This is a genomic window from Pacificoceanicola onchidii (assembly GCF_004804335.1).
GTDB classification, from domain to species: domain Bacteria; phylum Pseudomonadota; class Alphaproteobacteria; order Rhodobacterales; family Rhodobacteraceae; genus Pacificoceanicola; species Pacificoceanicola onchidii.
On sequence record NZ_SRXY01000002.1, the window covers coordinates 194112 to 211991 of the forward strand.

The following is a 17880-nucleotide window of genomic DNA, read 5'->3' on the forward strand; positions in this document are numbered from 1 at the left end:
ATGCTATTGCCCGAAAAACTTGATTTCGAAGGCCCTTTTCCCCGCCTCGCTCGCCGGTTGCGGCTGGGCGTGGTCGGCGGTGGGCGCATCTCGGGGATGCAGGCCACCGCTGCGCGGATGACCGACCGGTGGGAGGTGGTCGCGGGCGCGTTCTCCTCTGATCCGGCCCGGGCCAAGGCTTCCGCGCCGGAATGGTATCTGCCAGAGGATCGCTGTTACGCGTCGTTCGCCCAGATGGCTGCCGCTGAGGCCGCGCGTGAAGACGGGGTCGATGCGGTGATGATCACCACGCCGAACCACCTGCATTTCGACTGCGCCAAAGCTTTCCTTGAGGCCGGGATTGACGTCTTGTGCGACAAACCTCTGACCAATGAGGTGGCCGAAGCCGAGGCGCTCGTCGCACTGACACATGAAACCGGCTGCGTTTTCGGCGTCTCTTATGTCATGTCCTGCTTTCCGATGATCCGGCAGGCACGTGAGATCGTGGCTGGCGGTGGCATTGGCAAGATCAACCAGATCCATGTGGAATTCATGCAGGACTGGATGACACCCGAGGAAGTGGCCGACGCGCCCCACGTGAAATGGCGGCTTGATCCGGCGAAGTCCGGCAAAACCAGTTGCGTCGGCGACATCGGCACCCACGCCGCGCATCTGGCAAGCTTTGTCAGCCACTTGGACCTGACAGAGCTTCGCGCCGAGTTCCATGTTTGTGGCGCGCCGAAGCCTCTGGAGGATACGGTCTTCGCCTGGACGCGCCACGGCGATGTACCGGGTACGCTGATGGCGACACGGCTCGCCCCCGGCAATCGCGGTGGCCTGAGGTTGCGCATCTACGGCTCCGAAGGCGGGCTGGAGTGGGATCTGGAGGACTGCGACCGTTTGAAGTTCAATCGTTTCGGGGAACCGGACCGTGTGATCAGCCGTGGCCATGGGCATGGGGTCTCGCTTGCCACCGAAAGGCTTGTCCGCACCGCTCGGGGTTTCCCCGAAGGCATCATCGAGGCGTGGGGCAATCTTTACACCGAATTCGCAATGGCGGTCGCAGCGCGCAAGGATGGGCGAGAATTACCGGACGGGTGGCTTGGGATGCCGCGTGTGACCGATGGGGCTGAAGGCGTCCGTTTCATAGATGCATGTGTCCGTTCCAATAGCAGAAGCGCTTCCTGGGTATCTCTCTGAATATCAAAGCACGTAGCGCAATGCGCCCATCGTGAAGAGCGACAGAACTGTCATGCGGAACATGGCGGTCGATGCGGTTTCGGCATCTCCATTTTTGCTGCGCCAGCCGTGGATAGATCGACGTTGCCGGTGCGGCCGCCATGATGATCGCCACACTTGACGACGTACGAATGTCGATGGTGCGGGTGCGAGTCAGGCATAACCTACTGAAAAATGTATATTTTCGCGCTCGCAGCGAGGGACACATGATCCTCGGAACTCCATTCACAAATGGATGCGGCTCGTTTTGGGATCAGAAACTCTCTGCGATTTCTAAAATTGATGATTTACAAAATATCTGATATTTTTTATTACGTAGGAAAAAGTGACTCGGACCGGGGAGGCCGCTCATGTCAATTGCAGAAAACCGCGACGTCGAAGAACCCCTGTACTCTCTGGCACATCTGACGCTGATAAACTGCACCCCGGCGGAACTGGTCTACGTCGCGGCGCGCGCAGGCTATGATGCCGTGAGCCCGCGTTTCATCACCATGAACGTGCCCGGCGAATTCACCCATTCGCCGCTGGACAAGGCTCAGGCGCAGGCGACGAAAACAGCCCTTGAGACGACCGGGATTCAGGTTCTCGATATCGAGCTGGCCAGGATCACCGAGGATTGCGATCCTCGTGATTTTGAAGCGGCGCTGGAACTTGGTGGCGAATTGGGCGCACGCCACATGATCATGTCCGCTTGGACGACGCGGCGGGACGATCGGAATTTCCTCTTGGATGTCTATGCCGAGACCTGCGATCTGGCCTCGCCATATGGCTTGAGCATTGATCTCGAGTTTCCCTCTTTCTCGCGCCTCAGAACGCTGGACGAGGTGCTCGATATCGTGCGTGCCGCTGACCGGCCCAATGGCGGTATTCTGGTGGACACGCTTTATCTGCACCTCAGCCGTGTCGATCTTGGCGAACTCCTGCACGTGCCCCCCGAGTGGCTGCATTTCCTGCATATCTCGGACTGCCTGCCCGGCATTGCCGACACCCGCGAAGGCATGATCCAGCTCGCCCGCGATGCGCGCCTTTACCCTGGCGAAGGGTGGATCGATTTTGAGGGAATTATCGAGCGCTGCCCGCCGATGAACTACTCCATTGAACTGCCGAACCAAAGCCGCGTGGCCGAGCTTGGATACGAAGAGCACGCCCGCCGCTGCCTGACACACGCCAAGAAGACCTTTGGCGCCGCCCGGTCCAAACGCCGCGCGCCCGAAGCGATCGCGGCTTGATCCTGATTTTTTGAACCCGAGAGGAAGCCTTGAATGGCACGTGAGTTGACAGAAGACGAAAAGACCCTTGCGCATGAAATGCTGGCGCGCGCCCGTGCCGCACAGTCCCAGATCGAAGACTGGAGCCAGGAGCAGCTTGACCGGCTCAGCCAGGCGATTGCCTGGTATGCGGGCAACGAGAAGACGTTTACGCGGTTGGCCGAACAGGGCGTTGACGAAAGCGGCATTGGCGATCGTGTGGGCCGCCCGGCAAAGCGGTTCAAAATTCAGATGGTCTTGCGCGATGTCTTGCGGACGCCGTCCACTGGCATCGTCGAAGTGGACGAAGCGAAGGGCCTGGTGAAATACGCCAAGCCAGTGGGTGTCATCGCTTCGCTGATCCCGATGACCAACCCGGCGATGACACCACCTGTGACCGGGGTGTCTTCGGCAAATGCGCGCAACGCGGCGATTTTTTCACCACATCCGCGCACCGCACAGACCACATGGGAGATGACCGAGGTCATGCGCGCGGCCTGCCGCGCGGTGGGTGCGCCGGAAGACCTGTTTCAATGTGTGCGCACGCCGTCCATTCCGCTGACGCAATATCTGATGACGATCTGCGACCTGACTTTGGCCACAGGCGGCAAACCAATGGTACAGGCCGCCTATTCCAGCGGCAAACCCGCTTATGGCGTGGGCGCGGGCAATTCGTCGATCGTCATTGACGAGACCGCGGATATCGAGATTGCCGCACAGAACACGCGTATCTCCAAAACATCTGACTTCGGCTCGGGCTGTTCGGCGGATGGAAACATCATCATCCAGCAATCGATTTACGATCAGATGGTTGCAGCACTGGAAGCCGAAGGCGGTTACCTGTGCAGCACCGAGGAAAAGGCCATGCTGGAGGCGGCGATGTGGGATGAGAAAGGCAACCGAACCTTCCCGACAATTGCTTGCAAACCGCAACAAACGGCCGAAGTCGCAGGGTTCTCCATCCCCGATGATCGTAAGTTCCTGATGGTCGAAAATCAGGACCAGATCGGGCCCGAGCACAAGTTCAGCAAGGAGAAGCTGACGACGCTTATGGCGCTGTACCATTTCAAGACCTTCGATGACGCGCTGGAAACCGTGCGCCGGATCTACAACACCGGCGGCAAAGGCCACTCTTGCGGCATATACAGCCACAACGACGAAAACATTGACCGTCTGGCCCGCCTTGCCCCGGTCAGCCGCATGATGGTGCGCCAACCTCAATCAAAGGCCAACGCGGGCGCGTGGACCAACGGGATGCCAATGACCTCAAGCCTCGGATGCGGCGTTTGGGGCGGAAACATCACCAACGAGAACGTCACCATGAAACACATGATGAACTACACTTGGGTCGCACGTCCCATTCCCGAAGATCGCCCCTCGGAAGAAGAGCTGTTCGGTGAGTTTTACGGTCAGGAGGTCGCGTGATGGACGGCAGCAAAGTGGACGGCAAGACCGTCGCGGAACACATCGTCGACGTCCTTGAGCGGCGCGACGTGAAGCACGTCTTCGGTCTTTGCGGCCATACGAACATCGCGGTGCTGGCGGCACTGGCCGAAAGTCCGATCGACTTTGTCACGGTGCGCCATGAACAGATCGCCAGTCATGCGGCGGATGCCTATGCTCGCGTGCAGGGCCGGGCCTCAGTCGTGCTGTCGCACCTTTCTCCCGGTCTTACAAACTGCGCCACTGGTGTCGCCAACGCGGCGCTGGACTGCATTCCGATGGTCGTAATCGCGGGCGATATCCCGACGCACTACTACGGCAAACACCCGCACCAGGAAGTCAATCTGCATGCTGATGCCGCGCAGTGGGAGATTTACCGCCCCTTCGTAAAACGCGCCTGGCGCGTCGACCGGGCCGATCTGATGGCTGAGATTCTGGAAAAGGCATTCCACCTGGCCGAAAGCGGTCAGCCGGGCCCAGTTCTGGTGAATGTCCCGATGGACATCTTCAGCGAAGTGATCCCGTCTGACACGTTCGATCGTGTGGCGCTGAATACGCGTGCGCTGAAGAAGCCGTCCATGGACGACGAGACCGCGCGTGAGATCGTGAAAGCACTCGCCAATGCCGAGAACCCCGTCGCCTATGTCGGCGGCGGTATCCTTTTGGCACAGGCCAGCGAAGAATTGCGGGAATTTGTCGAGCATATGGGACTGCCCGTCGCACACAGTTTGATGGGCAAGGGCGCGTTGCGCGATGACCACCCTCTCGTCATGGGAATGACGGGGTTCTGGGGGACCTCTCTTGTCAACCAGACCTGCCTGAATGCGGATTACGTCTTTGCAGTTGGCACCCGCTTCAAGGAGGCTGACTGTTCGAGCTGGTATCCCGGTTACACGTTCAACATCGGGGCGGATGGTGACATTACCAAGGTCATCCATATCGACATAGAACCGCAGGAAATCGGTCGAAATTACCCGACCGAGATTGGTGTCGTGGCCGACGCGAAAGCGGCACTGCGCGTCCTGCTCCGTGTGGCAACACAGATGTATCCGGACGGTTTTGCCCGGTCCGAAAAGAAGGCCGAGATTGCCGAGTTCCGGACAGCCTTCAAGGCATCAAACGAAGAGATGCAAACCTCGAGCGCTTTCCCGATGATGCCTGAACGCATTCTGGCAGACACCCGCAAGGCGCTACCTGAAGACGCGATCATCACAACGGACGTTGGCTGGAACAAGAATGGCGTCGGCCAGCAATTCGACATCCTGACACCCGGCTCCATCCTTACACCCGGCGGCTTTGCCACGATGGGCTTCGGCCCTCCGGGCGCGATTGGCGCGAAACTTGCCGCGCCTGACAGGGTCGTCCTCAGCCTCGTTGGCGACGGGGGCTTTGGCCAGAACCCTTCGATGCTGGCCACTGCGGTCGAACTCAATCTTGGGATCGTCTGGCTGGTGATGAACAACAACGCCTTCGGCACTATCGCAGGGCTGCAAAAAGCGCATTACGGGCTGACCTACGGCACGACCTTCCCCGGCTCACCGGACAGTCCGACGAACGGTCCGGGTTATGCCGAGATCGCCCGGGCCTACGGAGCAGAAGGCGTGCGGATCAGTTCAGCCGACGAACTGCTGCCAGCGCTGGAGGCCGCCATTGCAAGCGGCAAGCCTACGGTTCTGGACGTCCCGATGATCAACAACCCGACGCCCACCACCGGTCATTGGAATATCCTCGACATCTATTCCCCGGACAAAGATGTGAGCCACGTTTCGACGTGAGACCGTTCGGTTTGGAACGCGTAAGTTGATATGGGCGCGAACGGCGCAATCCGTTCGCGCCCGCTTCAAATGTCTATCGCCTCTGCAATGCTCGCCGCATCCAAAAGCTCGACGCCAAGATAGCCGACTGTGATTTCTGCTTTATTGAGGCCAAGCAGCAGCTGGACGGCACGCAGGTTTCCGGTTTGTCGGCAGATCCTGATTGCCTCCGGCCGGCGAAGCGAATGGGTTCCATAGTCACCGGGTTCAAGACCAATTGTGGCGATTCAGTCCTGAACAGGACGACCATACTGGCGCGTTGAACTATGAGGGCGACCGTGACACCGCGCCAGTTGCCTTTCCATTCGAGCCGCGTTGGGTCGCCCTGCCCTGTCCAAGGAACAATGGACGTTTATTTCGACAATCCGGTCCTTGTTCCAGGCTCTGCGTTGCGGGGTGACAGCAGGAATCTGGACTCTTGGCGAGATCAGCCCTCCGCTACCCACGTCAGCACCGCGCCGACGACAACAGGCCATAAAAAAAGCCGATAACTCGTTCGGTTGCGGACTATTCTCAGCGACCTTAACGGTGTTGAATGGGTGCATCAGCCATTGCAGCGAATGTCTGGTCTTGCTCCTCGAAATTGAACCAGTTGATGACGCAGTTGCAACAATTCCTGCGCTGCGCGCGCACACAGCAAAGATATTAAGTATACAGCTATGGGCTCACTGCCGACCTTGGCCTCGCTGAGTTCCAAGGTTAGTTGCAAGCCCGAAGCGGACTTTCGTCTAGGTGGTTGCGGAGGTCCCAAACGCGGGACGAAGCGGGCGTTTCCAGTGAGCGATCCCGATGTCGAAATGGCCTAAAGCGGTCATTGAGAGGACGCGTCCCGGACTTGATCCGGGACTTCTCGGCTAAAGCACAAGCCGCGCCTCTGGTGAGGGGAATGTCCGCTCAAGGCCATTTGAGCGGGATCCTCCCGAACCCAAACTCGGCACTCTCGGCTCGCCCCCGACCTTCGCCGCGTGTGTCCCCAAGGTCAGTAGCCAGCCGGAAGCGGACATGATCCACCAGTTGCTTCGTGCTGGGATAGCGCATCAACGTTGCCTTCGATATCCGGTACCGCCACCGCACGCCGATCTCCTTTGGCGATATCAAAGCCACGGTTTTGCAAGTTTTTATGAGCGATCTTCTATCATCCGAACCCGCCCATGCGGCCTACAAAGTCAATTTGGTCTCGCGCGGATCAATCCGCGGGCATTCATCAAGTGATCGACCAGGGTAATCGCTGCGCTGCGATCCCACGAGAACCATGGCCGCGTATGCCCATTGATCCCAAAGCGCCTCCTCGTCAGATCTAAACACCGCGCTCCAACCCTCCAACTCATCCACAATGGCTTTCGAACTCGGTCCGCTTGAGCGCAGCACGACTTCTGTCATGAACATACCAGGGTCGGCGTGTGCGGTGGTGCGGGCAGGCTGTTGTGTGCTGCAAAGCGCTGCGGAGAAATCCGTGTGGGGACGCTTTCGTTGATCTGCATCATGGGCGGGATGCGGCCGATTTGTCATAATTTCGTTACATCACTGTTACGCGCGCGAACCCCCGCTCTGTCGTCGAGCCAAGGGGGCGCATTCCTGCAGTCTCTCACGGAGGACACGCCCTTGAAGGCCAAGGACTATCTGAAAATCGAAAGCGCAACGAACCTGAGTCGCTCCGAAGTTGGACGGCTCGGAACCGCGATCCTGTTTGTCGTTGCCGTCATCATCTACACCGGCTCGACCTTTGCGCATGTGGATCAGCTGTTCCTGCTGATCGCGGCGGCGGTGATCGGGGCCTATATGGCGATGAACATCGGCGCCAATGACGTGGCCAACAACGTCGGCCCGGCGGTAGGCTCCTACGCGTTGACCCTGACCGGGGCGATTGTGATTGCGGCGATCTTCGAGGCCGCGGGCGCGATCATTGCAGGCGGAGACGTGGTCTCGACCGTGAAGAAGGGGATCATTGACCCGGCCAATGTGTCGGATCCGAATGTCTTCATCTGGGTGATGATGGGGGCGCTGATCGGGGCGGCGCTCTGGCTGAACGCGGCGACGTGGCTGGGCGCGCCGGTCTCGACCACCCATTCCATCGTGGGCGGTGTGATGGGCGCGGGCATCGCGGCCGTGGGCTGGGACGTGGTGAACTGGGATTCGATGGCCAAGATCGCCCTGAGCTGGGTCGTCTCGCCGGTCACCGGCGGGATTATCGCCGCCGCCTTCCTGTACATGCTTAAAAAGACGATCTTTTTCAAGGATGACCCGATCGAATCCGCGCGCCGGGTTGTGCCCTTCATGATCGGCATCATGACATGGGCCTTCACCACCTATATCGCGCTGAAGGGCATCAAGAAGATCATCAAGATCGACTTCCCCATGGCGATGCTGGTCGGGTTGGTGGTGGGCCTTGCGGTGATCATCATCGTGCGCCCGATGATCAACAAGGCCGCGCCGACGCTGGAGAACAACCGTGATGGGGTGAACAAGCTGTTCACCATCCCGTTGATCCTGTCGGCGGCTTTGCTGAGCTTTGCCCACGGCGCCAATGACGTGGCCAATGCGGTGGGGCCGCTTGCCGGTGTGGTCGACGCCTTGACCAGCTCTGAAGGCGGCAGCACCAAGGTGGCCATCCCGCTGTGGGTCATGGTGATTGGCGCATTGGGGATCTCGATCGGGTTGGCGCTGTTCGGGCCAAAGCTGATCCGGACCGTCGGAACAGAGATCACCGAGCTTGATCGCTCCCGCGCCTTCTGCATTGCGCTGGCGGCGGCGATTACGGTGATCATTGCCAGCCAGCTTGGCATGCCGATCAGCTCCACGCACGTGGCGCTGGGGGCGGTGTTTGGCGTGGGCTTTTTGCGTGAGTTCCTCGAAACCCGGCTGGGCAAGACCGTCGAAGACGTGCTGAGCCAGCACCAGGGGGACAAGGATTTCGCGGTGGTCGAACAGGTTCTGATGACCTTCCGCAACGCGCCCGCAGAGGACAAGCAGCGCATTCTGGACGAGATGAAGAAGATGGGGCCGGATGCGGTGATCGACGCGGCGCAGCGCAAGGAGTTGCGCAAGGCGCTCAAGCGGCAGCTGGTGCATCGCTCGTCGTTGTTCAAGATCGTGTCCGCCTGGATCATCACCGTGCCGGTTTCGGCTTTCCTCGCAGCGTTGTTCTACTTCGTGCTGCGTGGGATCATGCTGCCGTAAGCGCGCGTTCAGCCCATGATGAAAAAACTGCTGTTGCCGGTTATCCTGCTGATCCTGACCCTCGGGTTCTGGGCCAGCAGTGATTTCCAGGAGATCGCCGCCGGCGTGGCGATTTTCCTGTTTGGCATGCTGATGCTGGAGGACGGGTTCCGGAGTTTCAGCGGCGGGTTTCTCGAAGCCATGCTGGCCAAGGCCACCGGCTCGGTTCCGCGCGCGCTGGGGTTCGGCGTTGTCTCGACCACCATCATGCAGTCCAGCTCGCTGGTCTCGGTCATCACCATTTCTTTCCTGTCTGCCGGTCTGATTTCGCTGATTGCCGGGGTCGGGATTATCTTTGGCGCCAATATCGGCACCACCACCGGGGCATGGCTGGTGGCGGGGTTCGGGTTGAAGGTGAAGATCTCGGCCTTTGCCCTGCCGATGCTGGCCTTTGCCATCGTGCTGGTGTTCCAGAAGAACAAGTACCTGCGCGGCGCGGGTCTTGTGCTGGCCGGGCTGGGATTTCTGTTTCTGGGCATTCACCACATGAAAGAAGGCTTCGAAGCCTTCAAGGATCAGTTCGACCTCAGCCGCTTTGCGCTGACCGGGCTGATCGGGCTGGTGATCTATACGCTGATCGGCGCGGCGGCGACGGTGGTCATGCAGTCGAGCCATGCCACGATGACGCTGATCATCACTGCGCTGGCCGCAGGTCAGATCACCTATGAGAACGCGTTGGCGCTGGCCATCGGCGCCAATATCGGCACCACGATCACCGCGATCATCGGCGCGCTGACGGCGAATTATCAGGGCAAGCGCCTTGCGCTGGCGCATCTGGTGTTCAACCTGGTCACAGCCGGGGTGGCGCTGGTCTTTATCGGCCCGATCCGGGCGACGGTTGATTTCATATCAGCCGGGGTTGGTATTCCGGCGGATGATTTCACGCTGAAGCTGGCGGTGTTTCACACGATCTTCAACACGCTGGGCGTGGTGATCATGCTGCCGCTTCTGAAATGGTTGATCACCATGCTTGAGCGCAGCATTCCGCAGCCGGAAGAGGATCTGAGTGAGCCGAAGTTCCTGTCCGGGGCGGTGGACGAATTCCCGCAAACCGTCGAATACGCCATGCGGCTGGAGGTCAAGCACCTCTACGACAACGCGGTTGAACTGATCGCGCACGGGCTGAACCTGCACCGGCAGGAGATTTTTTCCGCGCAGGACGTGGAGGCCGCGGTGCGAACGAGCCGTGCCCCTGTCGAGTTCGACATCGACGATCGCTACGAGACGCGGGTCAAGACGCTGTATTCGGCCATTGTCGAATTTGCCACTCGGGTCGGGGCCAAGGACATTCCCGCCGATGTGATGGAAGAGGTCTATTCTCTGCGCGACGTGGCGGGGCGGATCGTGCGGGCGGTGAAGGCGGTCAAACACCTCCGGCGCAATGCCACGCGCTACACGCAGAGCGATCAGGGGGCGGTCACAGAGCTCTACGATCAACTGCGCATCGAGATCGCGCGCATCCTCGTGGAAATCAACAGGTTTGATTTGTCGGGACCGGATGAACGCTCCAGCCTCTGGCTCGATCATGAACGGGCGCAGGTGGTCAGCGATGCCCATGACACCAACGCCCGGATCGACACGCTGATCCGCAACCGGACGCTGGATGCCAGCATGGCGACCTCGTTCCTGAACGACTCGCGGTATGCCTATGCCGCCATGCGCGATCTGCTGGATGCGGCGCAGGCGTTCCATATCGAACCAGAAGGGGCGCTGGCGGAGGTCGAGCGCATCCTGTCGCTGGACGACGCGGATCTTGAAGACCTGCTGCCGCGCGCCGGGGGCAAGAACGATGGGGGGCGCGGGATATGACAAACCGGGTTCGTCATATTAGGTTTACATGCGCGCGGCATGCTGCGCTGTCATCAACCGGGGGATGTCATGGGACTTGAGAACGCGGTCGAGAAACTCGACAAGTATTTCAAACGCCTCGAAAAAGGCAAAGCTCAGAAGATCAAGCCGGATCACGTGCAAAAGGTGCGGCGCAAGCTCGAAGCCAAGGCGCAGCGCCTGACGCTCGAGATTGCGGACACGCCCAAGGACGACAAGAAAACGCGCCTGCGCCAAAAACTGGCCTTGGTGCACGAACAGCTGGAGCGCGCGGCCTGGCTTCAGGACAGGATCGACGGGCTTTGACGCCGCCCTGAGCGGGCGGCGACATGCACGATCGCCCGAGGGCTGCGCTACACCCGCACCACCTTCAGTTTGGTTTTCAGATCGGTGCGGCAGAACGCGTGAAGGAAGCAGGTTTGCTCGGAGATATCCAGCATTTCCTGCGCCGTCGCATCGCTTTCGGAGGTTTCGAGGTAGACGTGGGTTTCGATCGGGTCGGCCTCCCCTGCCCGGCCCGTGCCGCCCGACGCACCGCCGAGGCTGAAGTGCGTGTCCTGCACGATCCGGTAATCCGGCAGGTCCAGTTTCAGCATCGACACGAAGCGCCCGAACTGCGTCATGAAGCAAAAGCCGATGCCCGCAGAGATCAGCGTGTTGGCGTCCGGCGCGCGCCCGTCTTCGGACGACAGGAAGCGGAAAGAGGTTCCGTAGGGCGAGTATTGCATCTGCTGGATGTCCTTGATGCCATCCTCGCGCAGCACCGCCACCGCACCGATGTTCAACCGCCTGTCCTGCTCGTCCGAGAGCGAAGAGCCGCCCGCCGTGGTGCCCAGCACAACGTCCTTTTTCGGCGTTGGCCCGACCGGCTCCATCAGCGCCATGTCGCGTGCCTGCGCCTCTGCCTTGGCAAAGTGATTGCCGGGATCGGGAAACAGCGGCCCGTCCAGCTCGGCGACCTTGGCGGTGGGCAGTTCCTGCCCGTTGCGGCCCAGCTTGAACAGGCTTTCGAGCTGCCCGCGCATCAGCCCGTTCAGCGGCGAGGCATAGGTGGCGTTGATCAGGAATTCATGCAGTTTCGCATCGTCGAGATCGCAGTCGATCTCCACCTGAAGATCAATGTTCTCTGCACCGCCGACCATGGTCCGCTTCGGCATCGACCCTTTCATCGTGTAGTAATTGTCCTGGATCAGCTTGAGCTTGCGGATCTCGACGTTCTGGAGTTTGGCCAGCGCGAGGATCTCGTTCATGAAGCTCGCCGCCATACCGGTGGAGAGGAACGCCAGCGGACAGGGCGCGGCGTCATGGCCGTTCAGATACGGCCCTTCATCGCTCACCAGCCGCCATGTGTCGCCGGTTTTGGCCGAGCGCACCAGCGCCTCTTTCTGAAAGCCGCTGAGACTGCGCACCCATGTCCGCAGGGCATCACCCTTGCGGTTCTCGGGCGCGTCAATCCCCACGTCCTGCGCATTCGCCACCGCAAAAAACGGCGCAACCCCTGCGCTCCCAATGATGTCTTCGCCCAGTTTGCTCATGTCACCTGTTCCGAAATTCGCTTGTGTGTTGGCGGGCCGCAGAGCGGTCCGGATGTTATGCCTGTCAGCCCCGGTCCGGCACGGGGCCGAGGTTGACGATATCGTATTTGTCGTTCAACGCGTCCATCTTCGCCGTGTCGGCAAAGTCCGCCTCGGTCATCTGGGCCAGTTCGGCAAGATACTGATCAAAACCAGAGGGTTGGTAGATCATCAACATCCGCCCACCCTCGCAGCCGTCCGCGAGCGTACAGGCATGGGGCACGCCGGGCGGGACATGGATGCAGCTGCCGGGCGTGGCGGTCATCCAGTCGCCGTCGATGTAGAAATCGACGTCCCCCTCCAGGATGTAGAAGGTTTCGGCATGGTAGCGGTGCAAGTGAAGACCCAAGGCAAACTGGCTCTTCAGGTTGTCTTCCATGAGCGTGTACTGCCCGCCGGTGTCTTCCGCCGAGACCTTCACGTAGGTATGGTCCGCGCTCCAGTCGTAGTTCGGACCGCCCATCGGGGCGACGAAGGAATACCGCTTGGTCATAGGTTCACCTTCCCGCCGTCGACGTTGATGGTTTGCCCGGTGATGAAGTTGCTGTCTTGCGTGATCAGGAACATCAGAGCGCCGAGCAGATCTTCGGGCAGCATTTCACGTTTGATCGAACGGCTGGCGACGGTTGGCGCGCGGGCCGGGTCAAAGCCGGTGTGCCCTTGCAGCGCCTCCGATTCCGTCAGGCCGGGGGCGATGGCGTTGATCTGGATGTTCTTGTCGCCGAGCTCGCGCGCATGACCACGGGTCAGCGCAATCACGGCGCCTTTGGACGCGGTGTAATGCGACAGCCCCGGCGGGCCGTAGTAGAAAGTGCCCGAGGCAATGTTGACCACCTTGCCGCCACCGGCGCGCAGCATGGCCGGCACAACAGCCTTGGTGGCCTGATGCACGCCGCGCGCGTTGACCGTCATGACCTTGTCGAACTCGTCATTGTCGATCTGCATGAATGGCTTGGGCTCCAATGCTGCAAAGATCGAGGCGTTGTTGACCAGAATGTCGAGGCTGCCGAACGCCTTCTCGGTGGCCTCTACCATCGCGTTCAGATCGTCATCCGAGGTGATGTTGACCTGTTGGCCGATGGCCTCGCCGCCCGCCGCCTTGATCGCCGCCACCGTGTCGCTGGTGTCGAGCACATCCGTGACCACCACGCGCGCGCCTTCGTCGGCCATGTGTTTGGCCATGACCGCGCCAATGCCCCGTGCCGCGCCGGTGATGACGGCGGTTTTCCCGTTCAATCGTCCCATGATTTGCTCCCCTTCGGTCAAATGTCGATTCCCAGAATTCTTGCAACGTCCGGCCAGCTCATCGCGCCATTGTCACGCAGATCATTGGTCAGATCTTCCGGCACCCAATCAAGCAGGCATCCCTTGAAGTTTGGCAAGGCCTCAATGCGGGCGAACCATTTCTCCAGGTACGGATAGCGCCCACCTTCCCAAAGGCCGCGCATGGACATCATGGCGAGCCGGTTCACATAGGGTGTCATCGCCACATCCGCGATGGTCATACGCTCGCCGACCAGCCAGTCGCGGCCATCAGAGAGGGCCGTGTCCATCTTGCGCAGGTAGCTGTCATAGAGCCGGATCTTGATCGGGGCCTCCGGTGCGTCGAAACCGTCGCGCACGAAGATCTGCTTTTTCGTGTTCCAGTCGGCGGTGACCGAAAACTCCGGCGTCGATTCCAGGAACTTCTTCACCCCTTCCGGGCCGAGGTTGCGGGCCACCGTGTGGCGGTGGGAACAAACAAAGGTGACCGCGCCGCAGGCCGGGTGCAGGTCTTCGTCCACCGCCTTGGTCCAATACCGCACCTGCGCATAAAGATAGGGATCCTCCGGGTGCAGCGCCGTCTCAGGTGCGATGCGGTCGAGGTATTCGCAGATCACCGTCGAGTCCGTGATCACCAGATCGTCGTGCACCAATGTCGGGACCACCGATTTGGGGTTCAGCTTCTGGTATTCGGGATCGAACTGTTCGCCCTTGAGAATGTCGATATAGACCCCGGTCCAGTCGAGGCCCTTTTCGGCCATGGCAAAGCGCACCTTGGCGGCACAGACGGAGGATCCGTGGTGATAAAGTGTGAAGCTCATAGCTGTACCGTAACCCATTTCAGTTCTGTCATTGCTTCCATGTCCGCATCGGTCCCTTCGCGGCCCACGCCGGATTCACCGTTGCCGCCAAAAGGCACATGGGCCTCGTCATGGATGGTGGGGCCGTTGATGTGGCACATGCCCGCGCCGATGTTGCGGGCGAAGTGAAAGGCCTTGTCGATGTCGCGGGTGAAGATGGCCGAGGACAAGCCGAAGGGCGTGTCGTTTGCTTTCGCGAGCCCCTCTTCGTAGCTGTCGATCGGGTAGATCGCGCTCACCGGGCCGAAAGTTTCGGATTTGCAGACGGTCATCTCTTCGGTCACGTCGGTCAGCAGCGTCGGCTGGCAGCGATTGCCTTCCCATGCACCGCCCGCGGCCACTGTCGCCCCCTTGGCCACCGCATCCGCGATGTGGTCCTGCACGCGGCTGCGCTGGCGTTCGGAAATGATCGGCGCGATCACCGTGTTCGGATCCCGCAGATCCCCCATGCCGACCTTGCCCGCGATCATGGTGAAACGTTTGACGAATTCGTCATAGAGCGGGCGTTCGACGTAGAAGCGGCTGGATCCAATACAGGCCTGCCCGGCAAACATGAAGATCGAGCGCGCGGCGAGCGGCATCACCTTGTCCAGATCCGCATCCGCCAGCACGACTGTCGGACTTTTGCCGCCCAGTTCCAGCGTGTTCGGCGTCTTGTTCCGGGCGCAGATTTCATTGATATGCTGCCCCACCACCGAAGAGCCGGTGAAGGTGACAAAATCCACATCCGCATGACCGGTCAGATCGTCGCCGATCTCTGCCCCCATGCCGGTCACAACGTTGTAGCTGCCCGCCGGGAAACCCGCCTCGGCCACGATCTCGGCAAAGAGCACGGTCAGATGCGGGGCCATTTCAGACGGCAGATGCACCACGGTGTTGCCCACCGCCAGCGCATTGGCGACAAGCCGCGTGGTCTTGATCAGCGGCACGTTGAACGGGGTGATGACCGCCACGACCCCCAAGGGCTCGCGCACCGACATGGAAAACGTGCCGGGCCGGTCCGAGGGGATGGTCTCGCCCCGCACATTGCGGCACATCCCGGCGGCGGCGCGGACCATGGTCAGGCCCTTGGTGAATTCGAACATCGCCTTTTGCACCGGCGAGCCGATTTCGTCGATCAGGCAGTCGACCAGCTCTTTCTGCCGCGCCTCCATCAGCTCGGCCACGCGCAAGAGCCAGCGTTCACGCTCGGTTGGCGTGGTTTCGCGGTAGCCTGCAAAGGCCGTCTTTGCCGCATCCACCGCCCGGCGCATATCCGCGCCGGAGCCTTTGGCCGCGTGGCAATAGAGGCTGTCGTCCAGAGGATTGAGCACCTCGAAGGTTGCGCCCTGTTCGGCGTCGCACCACTGCCCGCCGATGAAGTGCTGCAGGGTTTTGGTCTCGGTTTTGGCGTCCATGTCTGGGCTCCTGTCTTGTGCTAGCCGCCGACCACCTGTTCAGGCAGGAAGAGCGCGATTTGCGGGAAAAGGATGAGAAGGCCGATCATTGCGGCCATGGCGAACCAGAAAGGCCAGATGCCGCGGAAGATCTTGGCCATCGGCACATCGGGTGCGATGGATTTGACGATGAAGACGTTGATGCCGACGGGCGGCGAGATCATCCCCATTTCCAGAACGATCACCACGATGATGCCGAACCAGATCAGGTTCCAGTCCATCGCAATGGCAATCGGGATCACCACAGGGATGGTCAGCACCAGCATGGCCATGGCTTCGAGGAACATCCCGAGGAACATGTAGATCAGCACGATGACCAGCAGGATCCCGATCTCGCCAATCGGCAGGGATGTCAGGAGCGTGACCAGCTGCGCCGGAAGCTCCGTCAGCGACATGAAGGGGATAAAGACAAACGCGCCGATGATGATCATGAAGACGGTTGCGGTGGCGTTCATGGTCTCAAGGATCACCGCCTTGGATGCATGCCAGTTCAGGGACCGGCGCATGACCGCCACGACAAAGGTCAGGAACGCGCCGACAGAGGAGGCCTCGACCGGTGTGAAAAAGCCGGTGTACATCCCGCCAATGGTGGCCAGCACGACAATCAGGATCGGCAGGGCGCGCCAGAGCGAGGCCAGCTTTTCCGCGCGATCGAACACCTCGCCGCGCGGGCCGGCTTCGGGGTTGCGCAGAACAACCCAGTAGATCGCGCCAATGAACAAAAGGGTCAGGATGATGCCGGGGAAGACACCAGCCATGAACAACCGCCCGATGCTCTGCTCGGTCAGCACGGCGTAGATGATCATGCCGCCAGAGGGCGGGATCAGGAACCCCAGAGTGCCGCCCGCCGCCACCGATCCGGTGGCGAGGCTGTCGGCGTATTTGTACTTCTTCATCTCCGGCAACGCGACGCGGCCCATGGTGACGGCGCTGGCCAGCGAAGAGCCGGAGAGAGCGGCAAAGCCCGCACAGGCGGCGATGGTGGCCGAGGCCAGACCGCCCCGCAGGTGCCCCATCCAGCGATAGGCCGCCGCAAAGAGATCGTTGGACATGCCCGACACCCCGGCGAGATTGCCCATCAGGACAAACATCGGAATGACGAGAAGGTTGTAGTTCGAGGCCGCCTCGAAGGTTTCGCCCGCGATGTTGGAATAGGCGATTTTCCAGCCTCGCGCCCAGGCCTGATCCTCGGCCATGCCGATCAGCATGAACTTGTTGGCATTGGCGATGACGGTCCCGACAAAACCGACGCCGAGCATCGACAGCGCCACCGGCATCCGCAGCGCCAGCAGGATAAACAGGGACAGAAGGCCCAGCAGGCCAAGCAAAGTCATGGAGATCATAGCGCGCCCCCGATCTTCAGAGTGACGACCCGGGAGGACCGCAGCAGTTGCCAGATATCGAGCACCAGCACCACCGCGTAGATCGCGGCAGAGGCGGAGAGCAGGTAGTAGAAAGGCTCAAAGGAGATCAGCAATTGCTGAGTGGTTTCGCCAAACTTGTTCGCCGTACCGCCCGCGTGCCAGAGCCGCCATGCCATGAAAACAAGCAGGATCACCCCGGTCAGCTTGACCGCGATCATCGACCATTTGGCGAACCATGCGGACATGCGGGCTTCGAGCACTTCGATTTCGATATGCGCCCCGGTCCGCGCGCCCAGCGGGATCGAGAGGGCGACGATCACCACCAGCGACAGGATCAGCAGGTCCTCGGCCCCAAGGATCGGGCTGTTCAGCGCCTTGCGCATGATCAGCACGTTCCAGACCGAGTACCCGGTCATGAAGATCAAGGTTGCGCCGCCGCAAATCAGGGACACCCACGTCAGGGCTTTGTCCAGTATCTGGATCGGTCGTGGCAGGTCGGGTTTCCTGGTCACGGGTTGACCTCCGGGTTGTCCGGGCACGCAGGTGCGATGCCCAAAAGAGAGCTGTCGTGCCACCTGTGACAGGCGGCGCGGTTTTGCGGGATGGTGGGGAGGCAGG

14 protein-coding genes and 1 pseudogene are annotated in these 17880 nt (G+C 60.6%); 7 read left to right on the plus strand and 8 right to left on the minus strand.

What is annotated here, in order from left to right:
- The 4 genes from E4662_RS06205 to E4662_RS06220 all read left to right on the plus strand — a co-directional run bounded on the left by E4662_RS06205 (position 1) and on the right by E4662_RS06220 (position 5683).
- Complete coding sequence (locus E4662_RS06205) at positions 1–1179, plus strand: Gfo/Idh/MocA family protein (protein WP_136440661.1); 1179 nt, start codon at positions 1–3, stop codon at positions 1177–1179.
- 389 nt (positions 1180–1568) lie between these two features.
- Complete coding sequence (locus E4662_RS06210; protein ID WP_136440663.1) at positions 1569–2447, plus strand: sugar phosphate isomerase/epimerase family protein; 879 nt, start codon at positions 1569–1571, stop codon at positions 2445–2447.
- Positions 2448–2480: 33 nt separating this feature from the next.
- Positions 2481–3890 (plus strand): aldehyde dehydrogenase family protein, encoded by a 1410-nt coding sequence (locus E4662_RS06215; protein WP_136440665.1) that lies wholly within the window; start codon positions 2481–2483, stop codon positions 3888–3890.
- Positions 3890–5683 carry a thiamine pyrophosphate-binding protein gene (locus tag E4662_RS06220; protein ID WP_136440667.1) on the plus strand — a complete coding sequence of 598 codons (1794 nt, stop codon included), beginning with the start codon at positions 3890–3892 and terminating at the stop codon, positions 5681–5683. Before E4662_RS06215 ends, E4662_RS06220 begins: the two co-directional genes overlap by 1 nt.
- 65 nt (positions 5684–5748) lie before the next feature.
- On the opposite strand, the pseudogene E4662_RS24505 reads toward E4662_RS06220, so the two are convergent.
- Positions 5749–6009, minus strand: a pseudogene (locus E4662_RS24505) (site-specific integrase); the annotation flags it as partial.
- A 1315-nt stretch (positions 6010–7324) separates the two neighbouring features.
- On the opposite strand from E4662_RS24505, the gene E4662_RS06230 reads away from it, so the two are divergent.
- The 3 genes from E4662_RS06230 to E4662_RS06240 all read left to right on the plus strand — a co-directional run bounded on the left by E4662_RS06230 (position 7325) and on the right by E4662_RS06240 (position 11071).
- On the plus strand, positions 7325–8899 hold the full coding sequence (locus E4662_RS06230) for an inorganic phosphate transporter (protein WP_136440669.1): 1575 nt from the start codon (positions 7325–7327) through the stop codon (positions 8897–8899).
- A 15-nt stretch (positions 8900–8914) separates the two neighbouring features.
- Positions 8915–10747: a Na/Pi cotransporter family protein gene (locus E4662_RS06235; RefSeq protein ID WP_240705134.1), complete on the plus strand. Its 1833-nt coding sequence runs from the start codon at positions 8915–8917 to the stop codon at positions 10745–10747.
- A 69-nt stretch (positions 10748–10816) separates the two neighbouring features.
- Complete coding sequence (locus E4662_RS06240) at positions 10817–11071, plus strand: hypothetical protein (protein ID WP_136440671.1); 255 nt, start codon at positions 10817–10819, stop codon at positions 11069–11071.
- Between the two features lie 47 nt (positions 11072–11118).
- Here E4662_RS06240 and E4662_RS06245 read toward each other — a convergent pair whose 3' ends face one another.
- The 7 genes from E4662_RS06245 to E4662_RS06275 all read right to left on the minus strand — a co-directional run bounded on the left by E4662_RS06245 (position 11119) and on the right by E4662_RS06275 (position 17774).
- Positions 11119–12300, minus strand: coding sequence for an OsmC family protein (locus tag E4662_RS06245; RefSeq protein ID WP_136440673.1), 1182 nt, complete (start codon positions 12298–12300; stop codon positions 11119–11121).
- Between the two features lie 64 nt (positions 12301–12364).
- Positions 12365–12832, minus strand: a complete 468-nt coding sequence (locus E4662_RS06250) for a cupin domain-containing protein (protein ID WP_136440675.1) — start codon at positions 12830–12832, stop codon at positions 12365–12367.
- Positions 12829–13584 carry an SDR family NAD(P)-dependent oxidoreductase gene (locus E4662_RS06255; RefSeq protein WP_136440677.1) on the minus strand — a complete coding sequence of 252 codons (756 nt, stop codon included), beginning with the start codon at positions 13582–13584 and terminating at the stop codon, positions 12829–12831. Before E4662_RS06255 ends, E4662_RS06250 begins: the two co-directional genes overlap by 4 nt.
- 17 nt (positions 13585–13601) lie before the next feature.
- On the minus strand, positions 13602–14423 hold the full coding sequence (locus tag E4662_RS06260; protein WP_240705135.1) for a glutathione S-transferase family protein: 822 nt from the start codon (positions 14421–14423) through the stop codon (positions 13602–13604).
- Positions 14420–15859: an aldehyde dehydrogenase family protein gene (locus tag E4662_RS06265; RefSeq protein WP_136440681.1), complete on the minus strand. Its 1440-nt coding sequence runs from the start codon at positions 15857–15859 to the stop codon at positions 14420–14422. The genes E4662_RS06260 and E4662_RS06265 overlap by 4 nt, the downstream gene beginning before the upstream one ends.
- A gap of 20 nt (positions 15860–15879) precedes the next feature.
- Entirely contained in the window at positions 15880–17241 is a 1362-nt protein-coding gene (locus E4662_RS06270; RefSeq protein ID WP_136440683.1) for a TRAP transporter large permease, read from the minus strand.
- On the minus strand, positions 17238–17774 hold the full coding sequence (locus E4662_RS06275) for a TRAP transporter small permease (protein WP_136440685.1): 537 nt from the start codon (positions 17772–17774) through the stop codon (positions 17238–17240). The genes E4662_RS06270 and E4662_RS06275 overlap by 4 nt, the downstream gene beginning before the upstream one ends.
- Between the last annotated feature and the right edge of the window lie 106 nt (positions 17775–17880).

What these genes read in the sequence shown, in the direction of transcription:
- E4662_RS06205 (WP_136440661.1), top strand. Translation starts at nt 1, where the DNA reads ATGCTATTGCCCGAAAAACTTGATTTCGAAGGCCCTTTTCCCCGCCTC.
- E4662_RS06210 (WP_136440663.1), top strand. Translation starts at nt 1,569, where the DNA reads ATGTCAATTGCAGAAAACCGCGACGTCGAAGAACCCCTGTACTCTCTG.
- E4662_RS06215 (WP_136440665.1), top strand. Translation starts at nt 2,481, where the DNA reads ATGGCACGTGAGTTGACAGAAGACGAAAAGACCCTTGCGCATGAAATG.
- E4662_RS06220 (WP_136440667.1), top strand. Translation starts at nt 3,890, where the DNA reads ATGGACGGCAGCAAAGTGGACGGCAAGACCGTCGCGGAACACATCGTC.
- E4662_RS06235 (WP_240705134.1), top strand. Translation starts at nt 8,915, where the DNA reads ATGATGAAAAAACTGCTGTTGCCGGTTATCCTGCTGATCCTGACCCTC.
- E4662_RS06240 (WP_136440671.1), top strand. Translation starts at nt 10,817, where the DNA reads ATGGGACTTGAGAACGCGGTCGAGAAACTCGACAAGTATTTCAAACGC.
- E4662_RS06245 (WP_136440673.1), bottom strand. Translation starts at nt 12,300, where the DNA reads ATGAGCAAACTGGGCGAAGACATCATTGGGAGCGCAGGGGTTGCGCCG.
- E4662_RS06250 (WP_136440675.1), bottom strand. Translation starts at nt 12,832, where the DNA reads ATGACCAAGCGGTATTCCTTCGTCGCCCCGATGGGCGGTCCGAACTAC.
- E4662_RS06255 (WP_136440677.1), bottom strand. Translation starts at nt 13,584, where the DNA reads ATGGGACGATTGAACGGGAAAACCGCCGTCATCACCGGCGCGGCACGG.
- E4662_RS06260 (WP_240705135.1), bottom strand. Translation starts at nt 14,423, where the DNA reads ATGAGCTTCACACTTTATCACCACGGATCCTCCGTCTGTGCCGCCAAG.
- E4662_RS06265 (WP_136440681.1), bottom strand. Translation starts at nt 15,859, where the DNA reads ATGGACGCCAAAACCGAGACCAAAACCCTGCAGCACTTCATCGGCGGG.
- E4662_RS06270 (WP_136440683.1), bottom strand. Translation starts at nt 17,241, where the DNA reads ATGATCTCCATGACTTTGCTTGGCCTGCTGGGCCTTCTGTCCCTGTTT.